Origin of the sequence: Solirubrobacter pauli, from assembly GCF_003633755.1 — a bacterium.
GTDB lineage: Bacteria > Actinomycetota > Thermoleophilia > Solirubrobacterales > Solirubrobacteraceae > Solirubrobacter > Solirubrobacter pauli.
The window spans coordinates 2,166,545-2,183,995 of record NZ_RBIL01000001.1; the positions used below are offsets into that span (position 1 = coordinate 2,166,545).

The 17,451-nt window shown below is 71.7% G+C and carries 19 protein-coding genes; 6 read left to right on the plus strand and 13 right to left on the minus strand.

What is annotated here, in order from left to right; translation table 11 throughout:
* Positions 1-181: 181 nt before the first annotated feature.
* From C8N24_RS10235 to C8N24_RS10245, 3 genes are all read right to left on the minus strand, one after another.
* Positions 182-1,549: a sensor histidine kinase gene (locus C8N24_RS10235; protein ID WP_121249931.1), complete on the minus strand. Its 1,368-nt coding sequence runs from the start codon at positions 1,547-1,549 to the stop codon at positions 182-184.
* A complete protein-coding gene (locus C8N24_RS10240; RefSeq protein ID WP_211339916.1) occupies positions 1,537-2,238 on the minus strand; it encodes a response regulator transcription factor in 702 nt (233 codons plus the stop codon). Before C8N24_RS10240 ends, C8N24_RS10235 begins: the two co-directional genes overlap by 13 nt.
* Before the next feature lie 101 nt (positions 2,239-2,339).
* Positions 2,340-2,993, minus strand: a complete 654-nt coding sequence (locus tag C8N24_RS10245; RefSeq protein ID WP_170178990.1) for an FHA domain-containing protein — start codon at positions 2,991-2,993, stop codon at positions 2,340-2,342.
* 142 nt (positions 2,994-3,135) lie between these two features.
* Here C8N24_RS10245 and C8N24_RS10250 point away from each other — a divergent pair, with 142 nt between their 5' ends.
* Complete coding sequence (locus tag C8N24_RS10250; protein WP_147447728.1) at positions 3,136-3,531, plus strand: hypothetical protein; 396 nt, start codon at positions 3,136-3,138, stop codon at positions 3,529-3,531.
* Here the strand turns inward: C8N24_RS10250 and C8N24_RS10255 are convergent.
* Positions 3,503-3,919 (minus strand): MarR family winged helix-turn-helix transcriptional regulator, encoded by a 417-nt coding sequence (locus C8N24_RS10255; protein WP_121249934.1) that lies wholly within the window; start codon positions 3,917-3,919, stop codon positions 3,503-3,505. The two genes, C8N24_RS10250 and C8N24_RS10255, sit on opposite strands and share 29 nt — an antisense overlap.
* A gap of 21 nt (positions 3,920-3,940) precedes the next feature.
* On the opposite strand from C8N24_RS10255, the gene C8N24_RS10260 reads away from it, so the two are divergent.
* Complete coding sequence (locus C8N24_RS10260) at positions 3,941-5,320, plus strand: MFS transporter (RefSeq protein WP_121249935.1); 1,380 nt, start codon at positions 3,941-3,943, stop codon at positions 5,318-5,320.
* Here C8N24_RS10260 and C8N24_RS10265 read toward each other — a convergent pair.
* From C8N24_RS10265 to C8N24_RS10305, 9 genes are all read right to left on the minus strand, one after another.
* Positions 5,306-5,911 (minus strand): response regulator transcription factor, encoded by a 606-nt coding sequence (locus C8N24_RS10265; RefSeq protein WP_121249936.1) that lies wholly within the window; start codon positions 5,909-5,911, stop codon positions 5,306-5,308. The genes C8N24_RS10260 and C8N24_RS10265 overlap by 15 nt on opposite strands.
* Positions 5,908-7,086 carry a sensor histidine kinase gene (locus C8N24_RS10270; RefSeq protein ID WP_121249937.1) on the minus strand — a complete coding sequence of 393 codons (1,179 nt, stop codon included), beginning with the start codon at positions 7,084-7,086 and terminating at the stop codon, positions 5,908-5,910. Before C8N24_RS10270 ends, C8N24_RS10265 begins: the two co-directional genes overlap by 4 nt.
* Positions 7,068-7,865 (minus strand): ABC transporter permease, encoded by a 798-nt coding sequence (locus C8N24_RS10275; protein ID WP_121249938.1) that lies wholly within the window; start codon positions 7,863-7,865, stop codon positions 7,068-7,070. Before C8N24_RS10275 ends, C8N24_RS10270 begins: the two co-directional genes overlap by 19 nt.
* Positions 7,862-8,830, minus strand: a complete 969-nt coding sequence (locus tag C8N24_RS10280; RefSeq protein WP_121249939.1) for an ABC transporter ATP-binding protein — start codon at positions 8,828-8,830, stop codon at positions 7,862-7,864. The genes C8N24_RS10275 and C8N24_RS10280 overlap by 4 nt, the downstream gene beginning before the upstream one ends.
* An 84-nt stretch (positions 8,831-8,914) precedes the next feature.
* Positions 8,915-9,352 (minus strand): heat shock protein transcriptional repressor HspR, encoded by a 438-nt coding sequence (locus tag C8N24_RS10285; RefSeq protein WP_121249940.1) that lies wholly within the window; start codon positions 9,350-9,352, stop codon positions 8,915-8,917.
* Complete coding sequence (dnaJ, locus tag C8N24_RS10290; RefSeq protein ID WP_121249941.1) at positions 9,352-10,470, minus strand: molecular chaperone DnaJ; 1,119 nt, start codon at positions 10,468-10,470, stop codon at positions 9,352-9,354. The genes C8N24_RS10285 and dnaJ overlap by 1 nt, the downstream gene beginning before the upstream one ends.
* 2 nt (positions 10,471-10,472) lie before the next feature.
* Positions 10,473-11,063 carry a nucleotide exchange factor GrpE gene (locus C8N24_RS10295; RefSeq protein WP_121249942.1) on the minus strand — a complete coding sequence of 197 codons (591 nt, stop codon included), beginning with the start codon at positions 11,061-11,063 and terminating at the stop codon, positions 10,473-10,475.
* The gene (gene dnaK / locus C8N24_RS10300; RefSeq protein ID WP_121249943.1) at positions 11,063-12,985 is read right to left on the minus strand and encodes a molecular chaperone DnaK; all 1,923 of its coding nucleotides are present in this window, start codon (positions 12,983-12,985) and stop codon (positions 11,063-11,065) included. The genes C8N24_RS10295 and dnaK overlap by 1 nt, the downstream gene beginning before the upstream one ends.
* 24 nt (positions 12,986-13,009) lie before the next feature.
* The gene (locus tag C8N24_RS10305; protein ID WP_245971816.1) at positions 13,010-13,678 is read right to left on the minus strand and encodes an endonuclease III domain-containing protein; all 669 of its coding nucleotides are present in this window, start codon (positions 13,676-13,678) and stop codon (positions 13,010-13,012) included.
* Positions 13,679-13,906: 228 nt separating this feature from the next.
* On the opposite strand from C8N24_RS10305, the gene C8N24_RS10310 reads away from it, so the two are divergent.
* The 4 genes from C8N24_RS10310 to C8N24_RS10325 all read left to right on the plus strand — a co-directional run bounded on the left by C8N24_RS10310 (position 13,907) and on the right by C8N24_RS10325 (position 17,409).
* Positions 13,907-14,371, plus strand: a complete 465-nt coding sequence (locus tag C8N24_RS10310) for a CAP domain-containing protein (RefSeq protein ID WP_170178991.1) — start codon at positions 13,907-13,909, stop codon at positions 14,369-14,371.
* 98 nt (positions 14,372-14,469) lie between these two features.
* Complete coding sequence (locus tag C8N24_RS10315; RefSeq protein ID WP_121249946.1) at positions 14,470-15,969, plus strand: hypothetical protein; 1,500 nt, start codon at positions 14,470-14,472, stop codon at positions 15,967-15,969.
* Positions 15,970-16,023: 54 nt separating this feature from the next.
* On the plus strand, positions 16,024-16,791 hold the full coding sequence (locus C8N24_RS10320) for a phosphatase PAP2 family protein (RefSeq protein ID WP_121249947.1): 768 nt from the start codon (positions 16,024-16,026) through the stop codon (positions 16,789-16,791).
* 12 nt (positions 16,792-16,803) lie between these two features.
* Positions 16,804-17,409: a CDP-alcohol phosphatidyltransferase family protein gene (locus tag C8N24_RS10325; protein ID WP_121249948.1), complete on the plus strand. Its 606-nt coding sequence runs from the start codon at positions 16,804-16,806 to the stop codon at positions 17,407-17,409.
* The last annotated feature ends 42 nt before the right edge of the window (positions 17,410-17,451 follow it).

Sequence of the window (17,451 nt, forward strand, 5' to 3'; positions counted from 1 at the left end):
GACGGCGTCGGCGTCGATGTCGCCGTTGCCGCCGGGGCCAGCCCCTCGCCCGCCGTCAGCGGCTCCGACGACAGGCCCACGCTCTGCCCGGACAACGAGCTCGCGGCCGTCGTGAGGCCCGCCGCGACGACGAGGCCGAGCACGGCCGCCGCCACGATCGCCGCGGTGCGGCGCCAGCCCGTCACGCGGTCGCCTCCCTGGCGGGCTCGTGCGGCGTCGTGCCGTCGGCGGGCGGCAACGTGATCGTCGCGACGGCACCGCCGCCGTCGCCGTTCGCCAGGGTGACCGTCCCGTGCCAGCGGCCGACGAGCTCGCGGGCGATCGGCAGGCCCAGCCCGGTGCCGCGACGACGGGAGGCGCGGCCGACGACGCCACGGTGGAAGCGGTTGAACACGGTCTCCTCCTCGCCCGGGGTCAGGCCCGGCCCCTCGTCGGCGACCGCGAGGCGGCCGGGAGCGACCGTGACGGTGATCGTCTGCCCGGCGGGCCCGTAGTCGATCGCGTTCTCGAGCACGGCGTCCAGCACGCGGTCCAGGTCGGCGGCCGTGCAGCGGACCAAGGACGGCGACCCACGCAGCTCGATGATGGCCGCCGGGTAGCGCGAGACCGCCCGTGCGGCGCCCGCCAGGAGGTCGGTGACCGCGTCCGGGGCCCGCGCCGCGCCGGCCTCGCTCAGGACGAGCAGCTCGGAGACCACCGCCGACAGGCGGTCGACCTCCTCGAGCGCGCCATCGAGCTGCTCGCGTGAGCCGGTCGCCGCCGCCTCCTCGATCCGCAGCCGCAGGCCCGTCAAGGGCGTGCGCAGCTGGTGGGAGGCGTCGGCGACGAAGTCGCGCTGCGCGTCGACCATCCGCTGCACCCGCCCGGTCATCTCGTTGAACGCCTGGCCGACCTCGCGCTGCTCGAGCGAGCCCTCGACCTCGACGCGCGTGCTCAGGTCACCCTCGCCGGCGCGCCGCGCGGCGGACGCGAGCCGCCGCAGCGGCCGCGTGATCGAGGCCGCCAGGAACGCACCCGCGCCCAGCCCGAGCGCCAGCACGATCCCACCGACCAGCACGAGGCCGATCGTCGCCGACGACACGGCGCGGTCCACCGCGTCGACGCTCTGTGTGATCCGGACGGCGCCGTCGGGCCGTCCCTGCCGCAGCACCGGGACGGCCGTGGCGAGGATCCGCTCGTCCAACGTGGCGCTCTCACGCTCGACCTGCGACGGCACGCCCCGCAACGCCGAGGCGATCTCCGGCCGCGACGCGTACTCCGCCCCCACGCCGCCGGGCGACGAGTCCGCGACCACCACGCCGCGCGCGTCCAGCACGAGCACGCGGCCCCGGACCTGCCGCGCGGCCGTGGTCGCCAGCGCCCCCAGGTCGGAGGAATCCCCCGCGGTGGCCGCCACCACCTCGGCCTGCGAGACGGCCGCCGTCGCCACCTCGGCGGAGATCCGGTCCCGGACCGACCGCACCAAGGGCACGAGCATCGACCCGATCGCCAGCACCAGCACGTAGGCCAGCACCAGCACGATCCGGGCGCGCAGCGTCAGGACGGCCACTCGTCCGGCCCCGTGAAGCGGAACCCCACGCCGCGCACCGTGTGCACGAAGCGCGGCGCGGCCGCGTCGTCGCCGAGCTTGCCGCGCAGCCAGCCGACGTGGACGTCCAGCGTCTTGGTCGACCCGAACCAGTTCTCGTCCCACACGCGCGCGATCAGATCCTCTCGCGTGACCACCTCACCGGCGTGCCGCGCCAGCTCGGCCAGCAGGTCGAACTCCTTGCGTGACAACGCGACCTCGTCACCGTCCAGGAAGACCCGGCGAGCACCGAGCTCCACGCGCAGCGGCCCGACGACGACCTCAGCCGCAGCGGCCGGGGCCGGCTTGACGCGCCGCAGGACCGCCCGCATGCGCGCGATCACCTCCGCCCCGCTGAACGGCTTGACCACGTAGTCGTCGGCGCCGAGCTCGAGCCCGACCACCCGCTCGAGCTCCGTCCCACGCGCGGTGAGCATGATGATCGGCACCTCCGAGCCCGAGGCCCGGACCTCCCGCGCGAGGTCGCGCCCGTCCCCGTCCGGCAACATCAGGTCGAGCAGCACGAGGTCGAACGACCCGCCCGCCAGCGCCGCCCGCGCCTCCGCGAGCGACTCGGCCACCACCGGGTCGAACCCCTCGCGCGACAGGGCGCTGGAGAACGGCCCGGAGATCGAGGGCTCGTCCTCCACGAACAGCACACGCGGCTTCACAACCGCGATGCTAGGTACCCGAAGGCAAAGAGAAGGGAAATCCGCGAAGCGATTTCCAAGCGACCGAAGCAACCGGCGAAGCCGGTTCGCAAGGCTCGCCGCTATCGAGGCGGCGAGACGAGGCCGGCGTCCACGGCCTTCTTGACCAGCTCGAAGCGCTTGCGGTACGGCGCCGACGACTGCAGGTCGAACGCGTCGAACAGCGCGCGCATGTGCGTCTTCACCGTGTCTATGGACACCGTCAGCTCGTCCGCGATCTCCTCGTTGGAGGCCGGCCCGTCCGCCGGGCGGCACAGCGCGCCGAGCACCCGCAGCTGCGCGGGCGTCAGGGTCGGGATGGCGACGTTGCCGGCGACCTCGGTCAACTTGGAGTCCTGCCCCGCCTCCGAGGGGTCGTGGAAGCGCAACCGCGTGGCGCCGACCCGGATCACGTCCAGATGCCGCAGCGTGCGCCGCCCCGCCACGCGCTCCTCATTGACGAAGGTGCCGTTCGTGGAGCGCCCGTCGTCGAGCACGGTCCACACGCCGTCCAGGCACTCGATCGACGTGTGCGAGCGCGAGACCTGCGCGTCCCACGGCAGCGCGAGCCCCGCCGAAGGGGACCGCCCGACCGTCAGCTGCGCCTCGAGCGGGACGATCTGCTGCACGCCGTCGCCGTCCCGCAGCTCCAGGAACGGCGCCTCCGCCCGTTCGGCGGCCAGACGCGCTTGCAGCTCAGCGGGGGACGAGGCGTGACGTTCAGGCCAGTCGTGCACCACAAACTCACTCTACGCGACACGACCACCCCACCGCCACTTAGTCCTCATCCCCGGGGGTGAACCGACCAACCCCGGGGGCGAGCAGGTTCACCCCCGCAGCGGGTGGTCCATTACCCGACCATCGATCAGGGTTCTGTCCATGGCCGCCCCATCGTTGATCTTCTTCCCGCCGTCCGAGCTCCTCACCCCGGTCCGCGACTTCGCGGTCGAGGCCGAGCTCGAGCGTGTCCGCACCGCCGCGATGACCGCCCGCGACCGGATCGCCGAGATCGACGGCGTCCGCGTCCTGGGCCCCGAGGTCAAGAGCTCCTCGAGCACGGTGCGGCTCGCGATCGACCTGCGCGACACGGGCAAGGACGCCTGGAAGGTGGCGTGCGAGATGGCGGGCCGCGGCTTCAAGCTCGACACGGCGTCCAACCGCGTGATCGTCGTGCGCCTCGACGCGGGCGACGTCAAGGACGCGGCGCACCACCGCCTCGCCAGCGCCCTGGAGCTCGCGCTCTGGGCTACGCCGGCTGCTGCTGCGGCGGAGTGAGCGTCTCCGCGAGCACCCGACGGTGCGTGGGGCGCGCCGCCTCGTAGCGCTCGCGACCCTCATCCGTCAGGCACACCGCCACGCCGCGCCGATCCTCCGGGCACATCGCGCGGCCCACGAGGCCGTCCTTCTCGAGCCGGCCGACCGTGCGCGACAACGCGCTCTGGCTGAGATGCACCGCAGCGGCCAGCTCCTGCATCCTCGGTCGTTCGCCGCATTCGCACGCGAGCCGCTCGAGCACCTCGTACTCGCTCATGCCCAGCCCGTGGGCGCTGAGCGCCTCGTCCAGCGCGCAGACCGTGCGCGCATGCTGCGACAGCAGGTCACGCCACTGATGCGCTAGCTCTTCGGGCACCCCTAGATCGTACCCGATGCATAGGTTGCACATGCATTAGATGCACGTGCATGTATGGTTCTGGGAGTGACCTCCTCCTCCCCCAAGTGGGACGCCCGACTGTGGGGCGCCCTGATCCTCCTCTGCGGGATCGTCTTCCTCGACGGCCTCGACGTCTCCATGGTGGGCGTCGCGCTGCCGTCCATCCAGGCCGACCTCGGCCTCACCACGTCCGAGCTGCAGTGGATCGTCTCGGCCTACGTCCTTGGGCTCGGCGGTCTGCTGCTCCTCGGCGGCCGCGCGGCGGACCTGCTCGGGCGCCGGCGCGTGCTGTTCGGCGCCCTCGCCGTGTTCACCCTCGCGTCACTGGTCGGTGGGCTCGTCGACGACCCCGCGCTGTTGATCGCCGCCCGCTTCGTCAAGGGCGCCGCGGCGGCGTTCACCGTCCCGGCCGCGCTCTCGCTGATCACGACGACCTTCACCGAAGGCCCCGCCCGCAACAAGGCGCTCGCGATCTTCAACGCGTTCGGCGCCAGCGGGTTCTCCTTCGGCCTGGTCTTCGGCGGCCTCCTGACCAGCGCGGACTGGCGGTTGACGTTCCTGCTCCCGGTGCCCGTCGCGGCGATCGTGCTCGCGTTGATCCCCCGCTATCTCGCCAAGGACCGCCCGTACCTGGGCGCCAAGCGCGCGTACGACCTCCCCGGCGCCGTCCTGCTGACCGCGGGCATGCTCGTGCTCGTCCACGCGCTGGTCGAGAAGAACTGGCCCGAGGTGATCGGGGCGGTCGCGTTGCTCGCCACGTTCGTCATCGTCGAGCGGCGGACCCGGCAGCCGCTCGTGCGGCTCGGCATCCTCCGGTCGGGCTCGCTCGTCCGGGCGAACCTCGGTGCGATGGCGCTGTTCGGCGCCTACGTCGGCTTCCAGTTCGTGGCCACCCTCTACCTGCAGGGCACGCTCGGCTGGAGCGCGCTCGAGACCGCACTGGCCTTCCTCCCCGCCGGCCTGCTCGTGGCCTTCGGCGCGCCGCGGATGGGTGCCGTGATCAGCCGGTACGGCACCACGAAGCCGATCCTGGCGTCGACAGTCGCGTTCACGGCCGGATACGCGCTGTTCCTGCCGATCGACGCCACGCCGTACTTCCTGACGTTCTTGCCGGTGATCCTGCTGCTCGGTCTCGGCTTCGCGCTCGGCTACGCGGCACTCAACGTGCAGGCCACCGCCGGCGTGTCCGACCACGAGCAGGGTCTTGCGGCCGGCCTCGTCCAGACGTCCTTCCAGATGGGTGGCGCCGTCGTGCTCGCGGCCGTGACCTCGGTGGTCGGCGCGGGCAGCACGACCGATTACCGGGCCGCGACCGGCGTCGTGCTCGGCGTCGCGGTGGTGAGCGTGCTGCTCGCCCTGATCGGCGTCGCGCGTCCCCGCACGGAGGAGGCGTACGCGCTAGATCCAGCCTAGGCGCCGCGCGATGGCGACGGCCTCGTGGCGGTTGGACGCCCCGAGCTTCGTCATCGCGTTCGACAGGTAGTTGCGCACCGTGCCCGGCGAGAGCGCCGCGCGGTCGGCGATCTCGTCGACCGGCGCGCCGCTCGCCGCCAGCTCGAGCACGTCGGCCTCACGCGGCGTGAGCGGGCTGTCGCCGGCGGCGATCGCCTCCGCGGCCAGCTCGGGGTCGACGTGGCGGCCGCCGCCGTGCACGGTGCGCACGACCGAGGCGAGCGTCACCGCGGACGTCGTCTTGGGCAGGAACCCGCGCACGCCGGCGCTGAGCGCCCGCTTGAGGTGGCCGGGCCGCCCGTGGCTCGTGACGATCACGCAGCCGCAGCCGGGCAGGCGCTCGGTCAGCTGCTCGGCCACCGCGATGCCGTCCAGCCCGGGCATCTGCAGGTCGAGCACGGCCACATCGACCGCGTGCTCCACGGCCAGCTGCACGGCGACATCGCCGGACGCCGCCTCGGCGACGACGCTCAGGTCGTCCTCGAGGTCGAGCATCTGCGCGAGCGCGGTGCGGATCAGGTGCTCGTCGTCGGCGAGCAGGATGCGGATCATGGCCTCTCCTGTCTGGCGCTCAGCGGTCCGGCGTGAGGCAGCCGGGCGGTGACGACCCAGTGCCCGTCGTCCGCCGGCCCCGCTTCGAGGTCGGCGCCGAGGGGCGCGAGCCGCTCCCGCAGGGTCTGCAGGCCCGAGCCGTCACCGTCGGCGGACGGCCGCGCGCCGTCGTTGTCCACGCGCAGGACGCCATCGGCGTACGCGATCTCCACGCACCGCGCGCGGGAGTGCCGGAGCACGTTGGTGACGGCCTCGCGCACGACCCAGCCGGCGGCCTCGTGCCACGCGCGCGGCAGATCCCCGCCGCTGCACCGCACGTCGATCCCCGCCGACCGCAGCAGCGACTCCGCCCCGCGCAGCTCGGTGCCGAAGTTCGTCGCGCGGTAGCCGCGGGCGAGCTCGCGCGCCTCGCGCAGCGCCTCGTGGGCGACGCTGCGCACCTCCAGCATCCGCTCGGCCGCGCGCTCGTCCCCGCGCGAGGCGAGGGTCGCGGCCAGCTCGGCCTGGACGGCGATCGTCGAGAGCCGCCGCCCGAGCACGTCGTGCACGTCGCGCGAGAAGCGCAGGCGCTCCTCCACGACCGCCAGCTCGGCCTTGACCTGGCTGGCCTCGTCGAGGTCGACGACGATCCCGAGCAGCCACAGCGAGGCGCGCACCGTGAAGACGAAGAACGTGCCGACGATCAGGCCCACGGCGAACCCGGCCGGCGCCCACGAGGTCAGGCCGAACAGCAGCGCCGAGGCCACCAGCAGCACGCCGACGATGGCGTTGCCGGGCTGCAGGGAGAGCGTGATCAGCAGCGTCGACGCCACGACGAACACCGCGGCGCCCTGCACGTCGCTCGGCAGGGACGTCTCGGCGAACACGAGGACCGCGGCGCCCACGACCACCAGCGGGCCGAGCTGCCGCCACGACGGCGGCGGTACGTCCGGCCAGCGCCGCATGGCCGGCACGAAGGCCGCGAACGCGCACGCGCTCACGGCCAACCCGCCGGCCAGGATCAGGATCGCGTCGGTGGCGGAGTCCAGGTCCAGCGCCGCGGGCAGCAGCACCGAGACGTTGAACAGCCACAGGAACAGGTACAGCGACTGGCGCGTGTAGAGCCCGACGCGCTCGACGCGCGAGAGCTCCGACCAGCGCCGCCTGCCCCGGAGGTTCAGGACCGCGGCTCCCACCGCATCGAGCGCTTCGCGAGCGAGACGGCGACCGCGGTCCACGCCACCATCACGCCCAGCGGCCCGACCGCGGCGCTCCACGTGTCCGCGAAGTCCAGCGTCGTCTTGGTGGCGTCGAGCCCGTCGAGCCCGAACCAGCCGATCCGCACCAGCTCGCCCATCGCGGAGCCGGGCGTGAGCTCGGCGAGATCGCGGAGCACGTCCGGGAGGCCCGACATGGAGGAGAACACCGGTCCGAAGGAGACGATCAGGATGATCGGGAGGCTAGTGAGCTGCGCGGACTCGGCGCTCTTCGTCCACGCCGCCGTCCAGAAGGCGAACGCGGAGAGCATGACCACGGTCAGCACCGCGCCGGCCAGGTACAGCGGCAGGTTGACCGGCAGATCCTGCCCCAAGGCGACGGCCACGGGGACGGAGATCACGGCGATCGCGAGCGCGCTGGCCACGCCCGGGAGCGCGATGCTGGCGACCAGCTCGGCGTCCCGCACCTCGCCCGTGCGCATGCGCTTGAGCACCAGCTCGTCGCGCCGGTTCACGAACTGGGCGAGCACGTTGTAGTAGACGGGGAACAGGCCGGCGACGAGGAACACGGTGGTGATGGCGCTCGCGCCGGACGTCTCGGAGCCGCGGTCGCCGGTGAGCAGCAGCAACAGCGGCAGCAGCGGCATGACGACCGCGTAGACGAACGCCAGCCGGTTGCGGGTCAGCAGGACCAGGTTCCAGCGCGCGAGGCTCGTGGTCCGCTTGACGGAGAAGCGGTCTGCGGTGGCCGTGCTCATCGGAGGGTCTCCTCCACGATCGGGGTCTCGGTGGGAAGGTCGGGGTCGCGGCCGTCAGCGATCGCGAGGAACACGCTCTCGAGGCTCGGGCTGCGGGCGTCGAGGTCGTCGAGGCGCACCTCGTTGTGCGCCGCCCAGGCCATCAGCTCGGTCAGCGAGTCCTGCAGGTCGGAGGTCTCGAGCGTCGTGCGGTTGTGCTCCTGGATGACCCGGCGGACGCCGAGCAGGTCCTCGGGCACGTCGGGGCGGGGCGCGAAGCTGATCGTCGACGGGTGCCCCTTGGCGATCTCGGTCGGCGTGCCCGAGCGGACGATCTGCCCGGCGTGCATGATCTCCAGCCGGTCCGCGAGCGTCTCGGCCTCTTCCAGGTAGTGCGTCGTGACGAGCACGGTCGCGCCGCGCTCGCGCAGGCCCTCGACCAGGCGCCAGACCTCACGCCGGCTCTCGGGGTCGAGGCCGGTCGTCGGCTCGTCGAGGATCACGAGCTCGGGGTCGCCCATCAGGGCGGAGGCGAGGTCGACGCGGCGTGTCTCGCCACCGGAGAGCGCGAGCATGCGCACGTCGGCGCGGCTCTCGAGCGAGAGCATGGCCAGCATCTCGTCGATCGGGCGCGGGTTGGTCAGCGTGCCGGCCCACTGCCGGAGCGTCTCGCGGACCGTCAGGTCGCCGGAGAAGCCGCTGCGCTGCAGCAGCACCCCGGTGCGCGCGCGGATCGCGGCGCGGTCGGCGAGCGGGTCGAGGCCCAGGACGCTGACCTGGCCCGCGGTGGCGGGCGCCAGGCCCTCGATGACCTCCAGCGTGGAGGTCTTTCCGGCGCCGTTCGTGCCGAGGAGGGCGGTGATCGTTCCGGCGGGCACGTCGAGGTCGACGCCGCGCACCGCCTCGTACGCCGTGTGCCCGTGCCCGTACGTGCGACGCAGTCCACGAACCCGCACGGCCGGCTGGGAATCTGTGCCGTTGTTCATGCCTCCAAGGTCGCGCGGACCGAGGAGGGCGGGTAGAGCCGCGAATCACCAGTTCGCCATGACATTCGTCATGGCGAACCAGCGTTACTTCTTCACGTGCCTGATCGGGATCAGCGAGGTGCCGGGGGCGGCCTCGTAGCGCACGATCTCGGCCTTGACCGACTCGCGCTTCTCCTCGAGGCGGACGATCTCCTCCTGGAGCTGCTCGGCGCGCCGCTCGAGCACCTGGACCTTGCGCTGCATCCGGTCCAGCTGCTCCTCGAGCTCGAAGACCTTCTCGACGCCGGCGAGGTTCATGCCCCACTCGGTCGTCATCTCCTGGATCTTGCGGAGCCGCTCGACGTCCGCCTGCGAGTACAGGCGCGTGCCCTTCGGCGAGCGCTTGGGCTCGATCAGGCCGCGCGCCTCGTACATGCGCAAGGTCTGCGGGTGCATCTCGGCGAGCTCGGCGGCGACCGAGATCATGAACACGCCGCGGTCGTGGTCGACACGCGCGGTGATGCGGGTGCGCCGGACGCCCATCAGCGCGCTCCGGCCGCCCGCAGGATCCGCTCGCGCGGGTTCCCGTTCATCACCTTCGAGAGCTGCTCGACGGCCGCCTTCTGCTCGTCGTTGAGCGAGGACGGCAGCTCGATCACGAAGCGGTAGTGCAGGTCGCCGTTGCCCTTGCCGCCGAGGACGGGCGCGCCCTCGCCGCGCAGGCGCTGGACGGTTCCGTGCTTGGTGCCCGGCGCGACACGCAGCTTCTTCGTGCCGTGCAGCGTGGGCACCTCGACCTCGGCGCCGCCGAGCGCCTCGGCCACCGTGATCGGCACCTCGACCTCGAGGTGGTCGCCCTTGGGCTTGAAGACGTCGGACTCCGTCACGTGGGTCACCACGTACAGGTCGCCCGGCGGCCCGCCGCGCAGCCCCGCCTCGCCCTTGCCGGCCAAGCGGATCCGCGAGCCCTCGCGCACGCCCTTGGGGATGTTGACCCGGTAGCGCTTCATCTCGCGCAGCCGGCCCTCACCGCCGCAGGTGCCGCAGGGCTCCTCGATGACCGTGCCCGAGCCGTTGCAGCGCGAGCACGGGCGGGTGACCGAGAAGACGCCCTGGCCCTGGGCCTCGACGCCGCGGCCGTTGCAGACCGGGCAGACCTTCGGCGAGGTGCCGGGCCGCGCGCCCGAGCCGCGGCACGTCGTGCACGCGGAGTGCGTCGCGACCGAGACGGGCACCTGCGCGCCCGCCAGCGCCTGCTCGAACGACAACGTCACCGACGTCTCGAGGTCCTGCCCGCGCTCCGTCGCCGGCTTCGTGCGCACGCGCCCGCCGCCGGTGTTGAAGATGCCGGAGAGGATGTCCGAGAAGGACCCGAAGTCCGCGCCGGCGCCGGCACCACCGCCGGACGCCCCACCGCCGAAGGGCGACTGGGCGCCCCCGAACATCGAGCCGCCACGGTCGTACTTCTTGCGCTTCTCGGGGTCGCCGAGGATGTCGTAGGCCTCGGAGATCGCCTTGAAGCGCTCCTCGGCTCCCGCGTCCTTGTTCGTGTCCGGGTGGTACTGCCGGGCGAGCTTGCGGTACGCCTTCTTGATCTCCTCTTGGGAGGCCTTCTTCTCGACCCCGAGGGTCTTGTAGTGGTCGGTACCGCGAGAAGCCATCGCTACTGCGCCACCACCACACGCGCGGGCCGGAGCACGGACCCGTTGATCCGGTAGCCGGACTGGTAGACCTCGGCGACGGTGCCGGACTCGGCGCCCTCGACCGGGGCCTGGGCCATCGCCTCGTGCTCGTTGGGGTCGAACACCTCGCCCTTGGGCGAGAACGACTGGATCCCGACGCGCCCGAGCGCGGCCTGCAGCTCGCCCGCGACCATCGCGAAGCCCTTCACCACGTCCTCGTGCCCCTCGGCGGCCTTCAGCGCCAGCTCGAGGTGGTCGAGCGCGGGCAGGAGCTCCTTGGCGAGCTTCGCCACGCCGCGGTCGGCGGCCGCGGCGTTCTCGCGGGCCATCCGCTTGCGGTAGTTGTCGAAGTCGGCCTGGGCGCGCTGCGCCAGGCCGAGGTACTTGTCGCGCTCGGCCGTGAGCGTGTCCAGCTCGGAGTCACCCGTCTTGGGCTCTGACGCGGGCGGCACCTCCGCGTCCGCGAAGGACGTCTCGCCCGCGCCCGAGGCCGCCGGGTCAGGCGGCGCGGCCGCGGAGAAGTCCTCGGACTCCTCCGCGGCGACCTCGGTGTTGAGGTTCTCGTCCGCCATTACTTCTGCTCGTCCACGACCTCGGCGTCGACGACCTCTTCCTCGGAGGAGGAGGCGTTGCCGTTGCTCGTGGCGTTGCCGTTGTTGTCCTCCGGCGCGCCCGTGTCCTGCTGCTGCGCCTGGGCGCGCTCGTACATCTGCTCGGACACGCGGTGGAACGCGGACTGCAGGCGATCCGTCTTGGCCTTGATGTCCTCGGTGTCCTCGCCCTTGAGGGCCTCGTTGAGGTCCTTGACGGCGTCCTCGATCTCCGCCTTGGAGGCGGCGTCGACCTGGTCGCCGAGGTCCTTGAGCTGCTTGCCGGCGTTGTAGGCCGCGGACTCGCCGTTGTTGCGGGCCTCGGCCAGCTCGCGGAGGCGCTTGTCGTCGTCGGCGTGCGACTCGGCGTCGGACACCATGCGCTTGATCTCGTCGTCGCTCAGGCCCGAGCCCGACTTGATCTCGATCTTCTGCTCCTTGCCGGTGCCGAGGTCCTTCGCCGACACCTTCACGATGCCGTTGGCGTCGATGTCGAAGCCGACCTCGATCTGCGGGATGCCGCGCGGCGCCGGCGGGATGCCCGTCAGCTGGAACTTGCCGAGCGACTTGTTGTAGGTCGCCATCTCGCGCTCGCCCTGGAGGACGTGGATCTCCACGGAGGGCTGGTTGTCCTCGGCGGTGGAGAAGACCTCCGACTTGCGCGTCGGGATCGTCGTGTTGCGCTCGATGAGCTTGGTCATCACGCCGCCCTTGGTCTCGATGCCGAGGGTGAGCGGGGTGACGTCGAGCAGCAGGACGTCCTTGACCTCGCCGCCGAGCACGCCGGCCTGGATGGCGGCGCCGACGGCCACGACCTCGTCCGGGTTGACGCCGCGGTGCGGCTCCTTGCCGGTGAGCTCCTTGACCTTCTCCTGGACGGCCGGCATGCGGGTCATGCCGCCGACCATCACGACGTGGTCGACTTCCTTGACGCCCTTGTCCTTGGCGTCGTCCAGGGCCTGGCGGACCGGGCCGACGACGCGCTCGATGAGCGAGCCGGCCAGCTCGTTGAGCTTGGCGCGCGTGAGGCGCACGTCGAGGTGCTTCGGGCCCGAGGCGTCGGCCGTGATGAACGGCAGGTTGATCTGCGTCTCCTGCGCGGAGGACAGCTCGATCTTGGCCTTCTCGGCGGCCTCGTAGAGGCGCTGGAGGGCCATCTTGTCCTGCGTCAGGTCGATCGCCTGGTCGCGCTTGAACTCCGCGGCGAGCCAGTCCACGACCGCCTTGTCGAAGTTGTCGCCGCCGAGGTGGTTGTCACCCGCGGTCGACTTGACCTCGAACACGCCGTCGCCGATCTCGAGCACGGACACGTCGAACGTGCCGCCGCCGAGGTCGAAGACGAGGATCGTCTGGTCGGACTCCTTGTCGAGGCCGTACGCGAGCGAGGCCGCGGTCGGCTCGTTGATGATGCGCTTGACGTCCAGGCCCGCGATGCGGCCGGCGTCCTTGGTCGCCTGACGCTGGTCGTCGTTGAAGTAGGCCGGGACGGTGATGACCGCGCTGTCGACGGTCTCGCCCAGGTACGCCTCGGCGTCGGCCTTGAGCTTCTGCAGGATCATCGCGGCGATCTCCGGCGGCGAGTACTCCTTGCCACCGGCCGACACGCGCGCGTCACCGCCGCCGCCCGAGACGACCTCGTACGGCACCATCGACTCCTCCTCGCGCACCTCGGCCTCCTTGCGGCCCATGAAGCGCTTGATGGAGAACACGGTGTTGGTGGGGTTGGTGACCGCCTGGCGCTTGGCGACCGTGCCGACCAGGCGCTCGCCGCTCTGCGCGAAGGCGACCACCGACGGGGTGGTCCGGCCACCCTCGCTGTTCTCGATGACCGTCGGCTCGCCGCCCTCCAGCACTGCCATGCAGGAGTTGGTGGTTCCGAGGTCGATCCCGATGGTCTTTGCCATGCGTCTTAGCTCCTCTTAGAAATCTCAGTCAGCTTGACGCAGATTGTAGCCGGTGGGGCACATCCGCAAAAGCGCACATCGGTCACATTTAGGCGCCCTTGAGTGACAGGTCCGGCGACCGTGCCGGAGCAGGTTCACGTGGAACTCGAGCTCCTGCCCGCGCGGGGTGATCTCGAGCATCGCGTCGTGGAGCTCCTCGAACGGCGCCTTCTCGCGGAACAGCCCCAGGCGCGTGCCTACGCGTGAGACGTGGGTGTCGACGGGGATGTCGCGCTTGCCGTAGGCGAACAGCAGCACGCAGGCGGCGGTCTTGCGGCCGACGCCCGGGAGGCCGACGAGGAGGTCGCGCCCCTCGGCGACGCTCATCCGCTCGAGGTCGGCGTCGAACGTGTCGATGTCGATCGCCCGCAGGATGTCCTGGATCCGCGCGGACTTGACCTTGGAGATGCCGCCGGGACGGATCGAGCGCTCCACGTCCGCGTTGGGCGCGTCGCGCACGGCGGTCCAGTCGGCGAAGTCACGGCGCAGCGCGAGGTAGGCGACGTCGCGGTTGCGGTCGTTCGTCGACTGCGAGAGGACGGTCAGGATCAGCTCGTCCAGACCTTGGCCGTGCGGCGGGGCGAACGGCCGGCCGTAGACGAGGCGAAGGCGGTCGCGGATGCGGCGGACGCGGGCTCGGTCGGGCGGGGTCACGGCGGTCACCGTACCGACGGCCTCCGTTACCCCGGTTTGGCGCTTTTCGATCGCACCCTGTATATTTTCTGACCGGATCCGGGGTTTGCGAGCTGCGGATGCAGGAAGCGACCTTTAGGTTGCGGGCCGCGCCGACGGATCGGCGCTGGTCGAAGTACGGCGACGGACTGCGCCGAAATGGTCAAACACCCCGGTGGCCTTGGTCGGGCTACCGGTCCCAGGGGGCCCATGTCCATCAAGACGCTGCGGCGCGCGCTGCTCGCCGTGCTCATGATCTGCGTGTTATCGCCGAGCGCCGTCGCGCACGCCTCGGCCCGTACCGACCGCCTCGAGGCGGGGATCCTGCGCGCCATGAACGACTACCGCGCCCAGCACGGCCTGCCGAAGCTCCGCACGCAGAGCGGCTTCGCCCGCGCGGCGGACGTGCACTCGGCGAAGATGCTGCGCGAGAACCGGCTCGCCCACGACCAGTACGGCAAGCGGGTCCGGCGCTACGTGCGCCGCGTCGCGCGCGTGGGTGAGAACCTCGCCTGGATGAGCCGCTGCAAGCCGCAGGCGATCGTCCAGATGTGGGCGCAGTCGGCGACCCACCGCAAGGTCATGCTGTCGCGCTCGTTCCGCCGCGTGGGCGTCGCCAAGCGCGCCACGTCGAACATCTGCTTCGTCACCGCGGACTTCGGTACGGCTAGATAGAGCGGCCCCGCCCGAGCGGCGGGGTAGGCTCTTCCCCGCACATGCGGCGCGCGTTCGAGCACCCTCTCGCGCCGGCGCTTGGATGCGCGCTGGCCTGCTTGGCGTACCTGATCGCGCAGCCGGCCACCGCCGACATGGCTGCGCACAGCTACCGCGCGTGGCTGTTCGAGCACCAAGGGCTGACGGTCTGGAACGCCCAGTGGTACGGCGGTCATCACGTGCTGGGCTACTCGCTGCTGTTCGCCCCGTTCGCGCTCGTGCTGGGCCCGGCGCTCGTCGGCGTGGTCTCCGCGCTCGTCGCCACCGTGCTCTTCGCGCCCCTCGCGCAGGCCCACGCGCCGTCGCGCACGGCCGGCGCGATCGCGTCCTGGCTGTTCACCGCCGGCGTCCTGTCGAACGTCGCGATCGGCCGGATGCCGTTCCTGCTCGGCATCGCCTTCGCCGTGGCCGCGTGGACGGCCGCGCGCCGTGACCGCCACGTGATCGGCGGCGTCCTCGCGCTGTGCACGATGCTCGCCAGCCCGGTCGCGGGCGTGTTCCTGATGCTCGGCGCGTGCGCGAAGCTGATCGCCGACGGCCGGCCCGCGCTGCGCGCGGCCGCCTGGGTCTTCGTCCCGACGTTGCTCGGCGGCGTCGCGCTGTGGGCGCTGTTCCCCGAGGGCGGCAACGACCGGTTCGCCGCGTCCGCCTTCTGGCCGATGCTCGTGCTGAGCGCCGCCGGCGTCGCGCTGCTCGCGCCCGGCCGGCGGACGATCTGGGCCGGCGGCCTCCTGTACCTGGGCGTGCTCATCGGCGCGTTCTTCGTCCCGACCCCGTTCGGGCAGAACGCGCTGCGGCTCGGCGTGCTGGCCGGGCCGTCCGTGCTGGCGCTCGCGCACCGCAAGAAGGTGCCGGCGATCGCGATCGTCGTGATCGGCGGCGGGCTGCTGTACCTGCAGTGGCTGCCGGCAGTGCGCGCGGTGGCGGAGGCGCACGGCGACCCGTCGACGCGGCTCGCGTTCCAGGCCGAGGCGCGGGACTTCCTGACGAAGATGGCCAAGCCGGGCGAGCGCGTCGAGGTGCCGTTGACCAAGAACCACTGGGAGGCGGCGGACCTGGCGAAGGTCGTCCCGCTCGCCCGCGGGTGGGAGCGCCAGCTGGACGCGAAGGCGAACCCGATCTTCTACGACGACGAGCAGCTCACCCCCGCGCGCTACCACGAGTGGCTGCGCGAGAACGCGGTGCGCTTCGTCGCGCTCCCGAGCGCGCCGCTGGACTACTCCGCGCGCTCGGAGGCGCTCCTGCTCGAGCAGGGGCTCGGCTACCTGGACCTCGTCTACGAGTCCCCACGCTGGCGGATCTGGGAGCTGCGCGATCCGGTCTCGCCCGCGTCGGGCGGCGCGACGCTGCTCGCGGCGGGGCCGAACTGGTTCATGGTCGACGCGGCCAAGCCGACCGTGGTCAAGTACCGCTACACGCCGTACTGGCAGACGACGAACGCGTGCGTGAGCCGCGCCCCGGGTGGGTGGACGCGGGTCGAGCCCGAAGAGCCGGGCGTGCTGATGGTGCAGGCGCGCTTCGGCATCGAGCGCAGCCGCCGCGCGAAGACCTGCCATTAGCCGCTGTTGGGACGCCGCGAGCCCGCGTCCGCCGCCGGTTAGGGTGTTACGGCCGTGTTGTCCCGTGTGCTCCCCCGCGGTCCCCGTGACCTGTTGTGGCAGATCCTCTTGTTCTGCGGCGCGTACTGGCTCTACCGGCTCGTGCGCGGGCAGGTGTTCGACCAGTCGGCCGCGGCGTTCGCGAACGCCCGCTGGATCGTCGACCTGCAGCAGACGCTCCACGTCTTCGTCGAGCCGGACATCCAGCGCTGGGCGATCAGCACGGGCTGGGTGGAGTCGGTGGGCTCGTGGATGTACCTGAACACGCACTTCGTGGTCACGACGGTCACGCTCGCGTTCGTCTACCTGTTCCGCAACGAGCACTTCTACTGGGTGCGCAACATGTTCATGGTCGGGATGGGGTTCGCGCTGCTCGGGTACGTCCTGTTCCCGACCGCGCCGCCGCGGCTGATGCCCGGGCTGGGCTTCATCGACTCGGTCTCCGACTTCACCGGCGTCTCCAGCGACTCGGACGTCAACGCGCTCTACAACCCGTACGCCGCGGTGCCGTCGATGCACGTCGGGTTCGCCCTCATGCTCGCGATCTCGATGGTGCGGATGACGCGCCACCGCTGGGTGAAGGCCCTGTGGGTCGCCTACGCGCCGATCGTCTCGCTCGTGGTCGTCGTGACCGCCAACCACTGGATCTTCGACGCGGCCACCGGCGCCGCCGTGGCGGTCGTCTCCGCGGTCCTGGCGCAGACCGTGTTCGCGCGCGTGCGTCCCGCTCAATGGGCGTGGGAGCCGGAGCCGGCCCTACCCGCGCCGGCGCGCGCCGGATAGGCTCACCGCCCGATGGCCACACGCGACTACCAGACGGAGTTCCGCAACCGTCTCATCGAATCACGGCTCACGCCGAACGCGATCTCGTTGACCGGGTTCGTGCTCTGCGTCGTCTCCGCCGTGCTCATCCTGCAGGGCTGGTGGATCGCGGGCGGGATCGCGTTCATCGTCGGCTCGGTGTGCGACACGCTCGACGGGCGCTACTCGCGCATGTCCGGCAAGGGCACGCCGTTCGGGGCGTTCCTGGACTCGACGCTGGACCGCATGGAAGAGGGCATCGTGCTCGCCGCGGTCGCCGTCCAGTTCGTGCGCGACGACGATCTGACGTTCATCTTCGGCGGCGATGTCGCCGTCGGCGTCACGGCCCTGGCCGTGCTCGCCTCCTTGATGGTCTCCTACACGCGAGCGCGCGCTGAAGCGCTCGGCGTGGAGTGCAAGGTCGGCATCGCGGACCGCGCCGTGCGCGTCGTCGTGCTGTCGGCGGGGCTCGTCTTCGGCTTCCTGCAAGCCATCGAGCCCGCCGTGTACCTGCTCGCCGCGATGGCGATCATCACCGTCTTCCAGCGCATCTTCCACGTGCGCTCCGAGCTCAAGCAGCCTGTAACCGACGCCGCCTAACGGCGTATTGACCGTCGGTCACCAACCATCGAAGGGGAATGC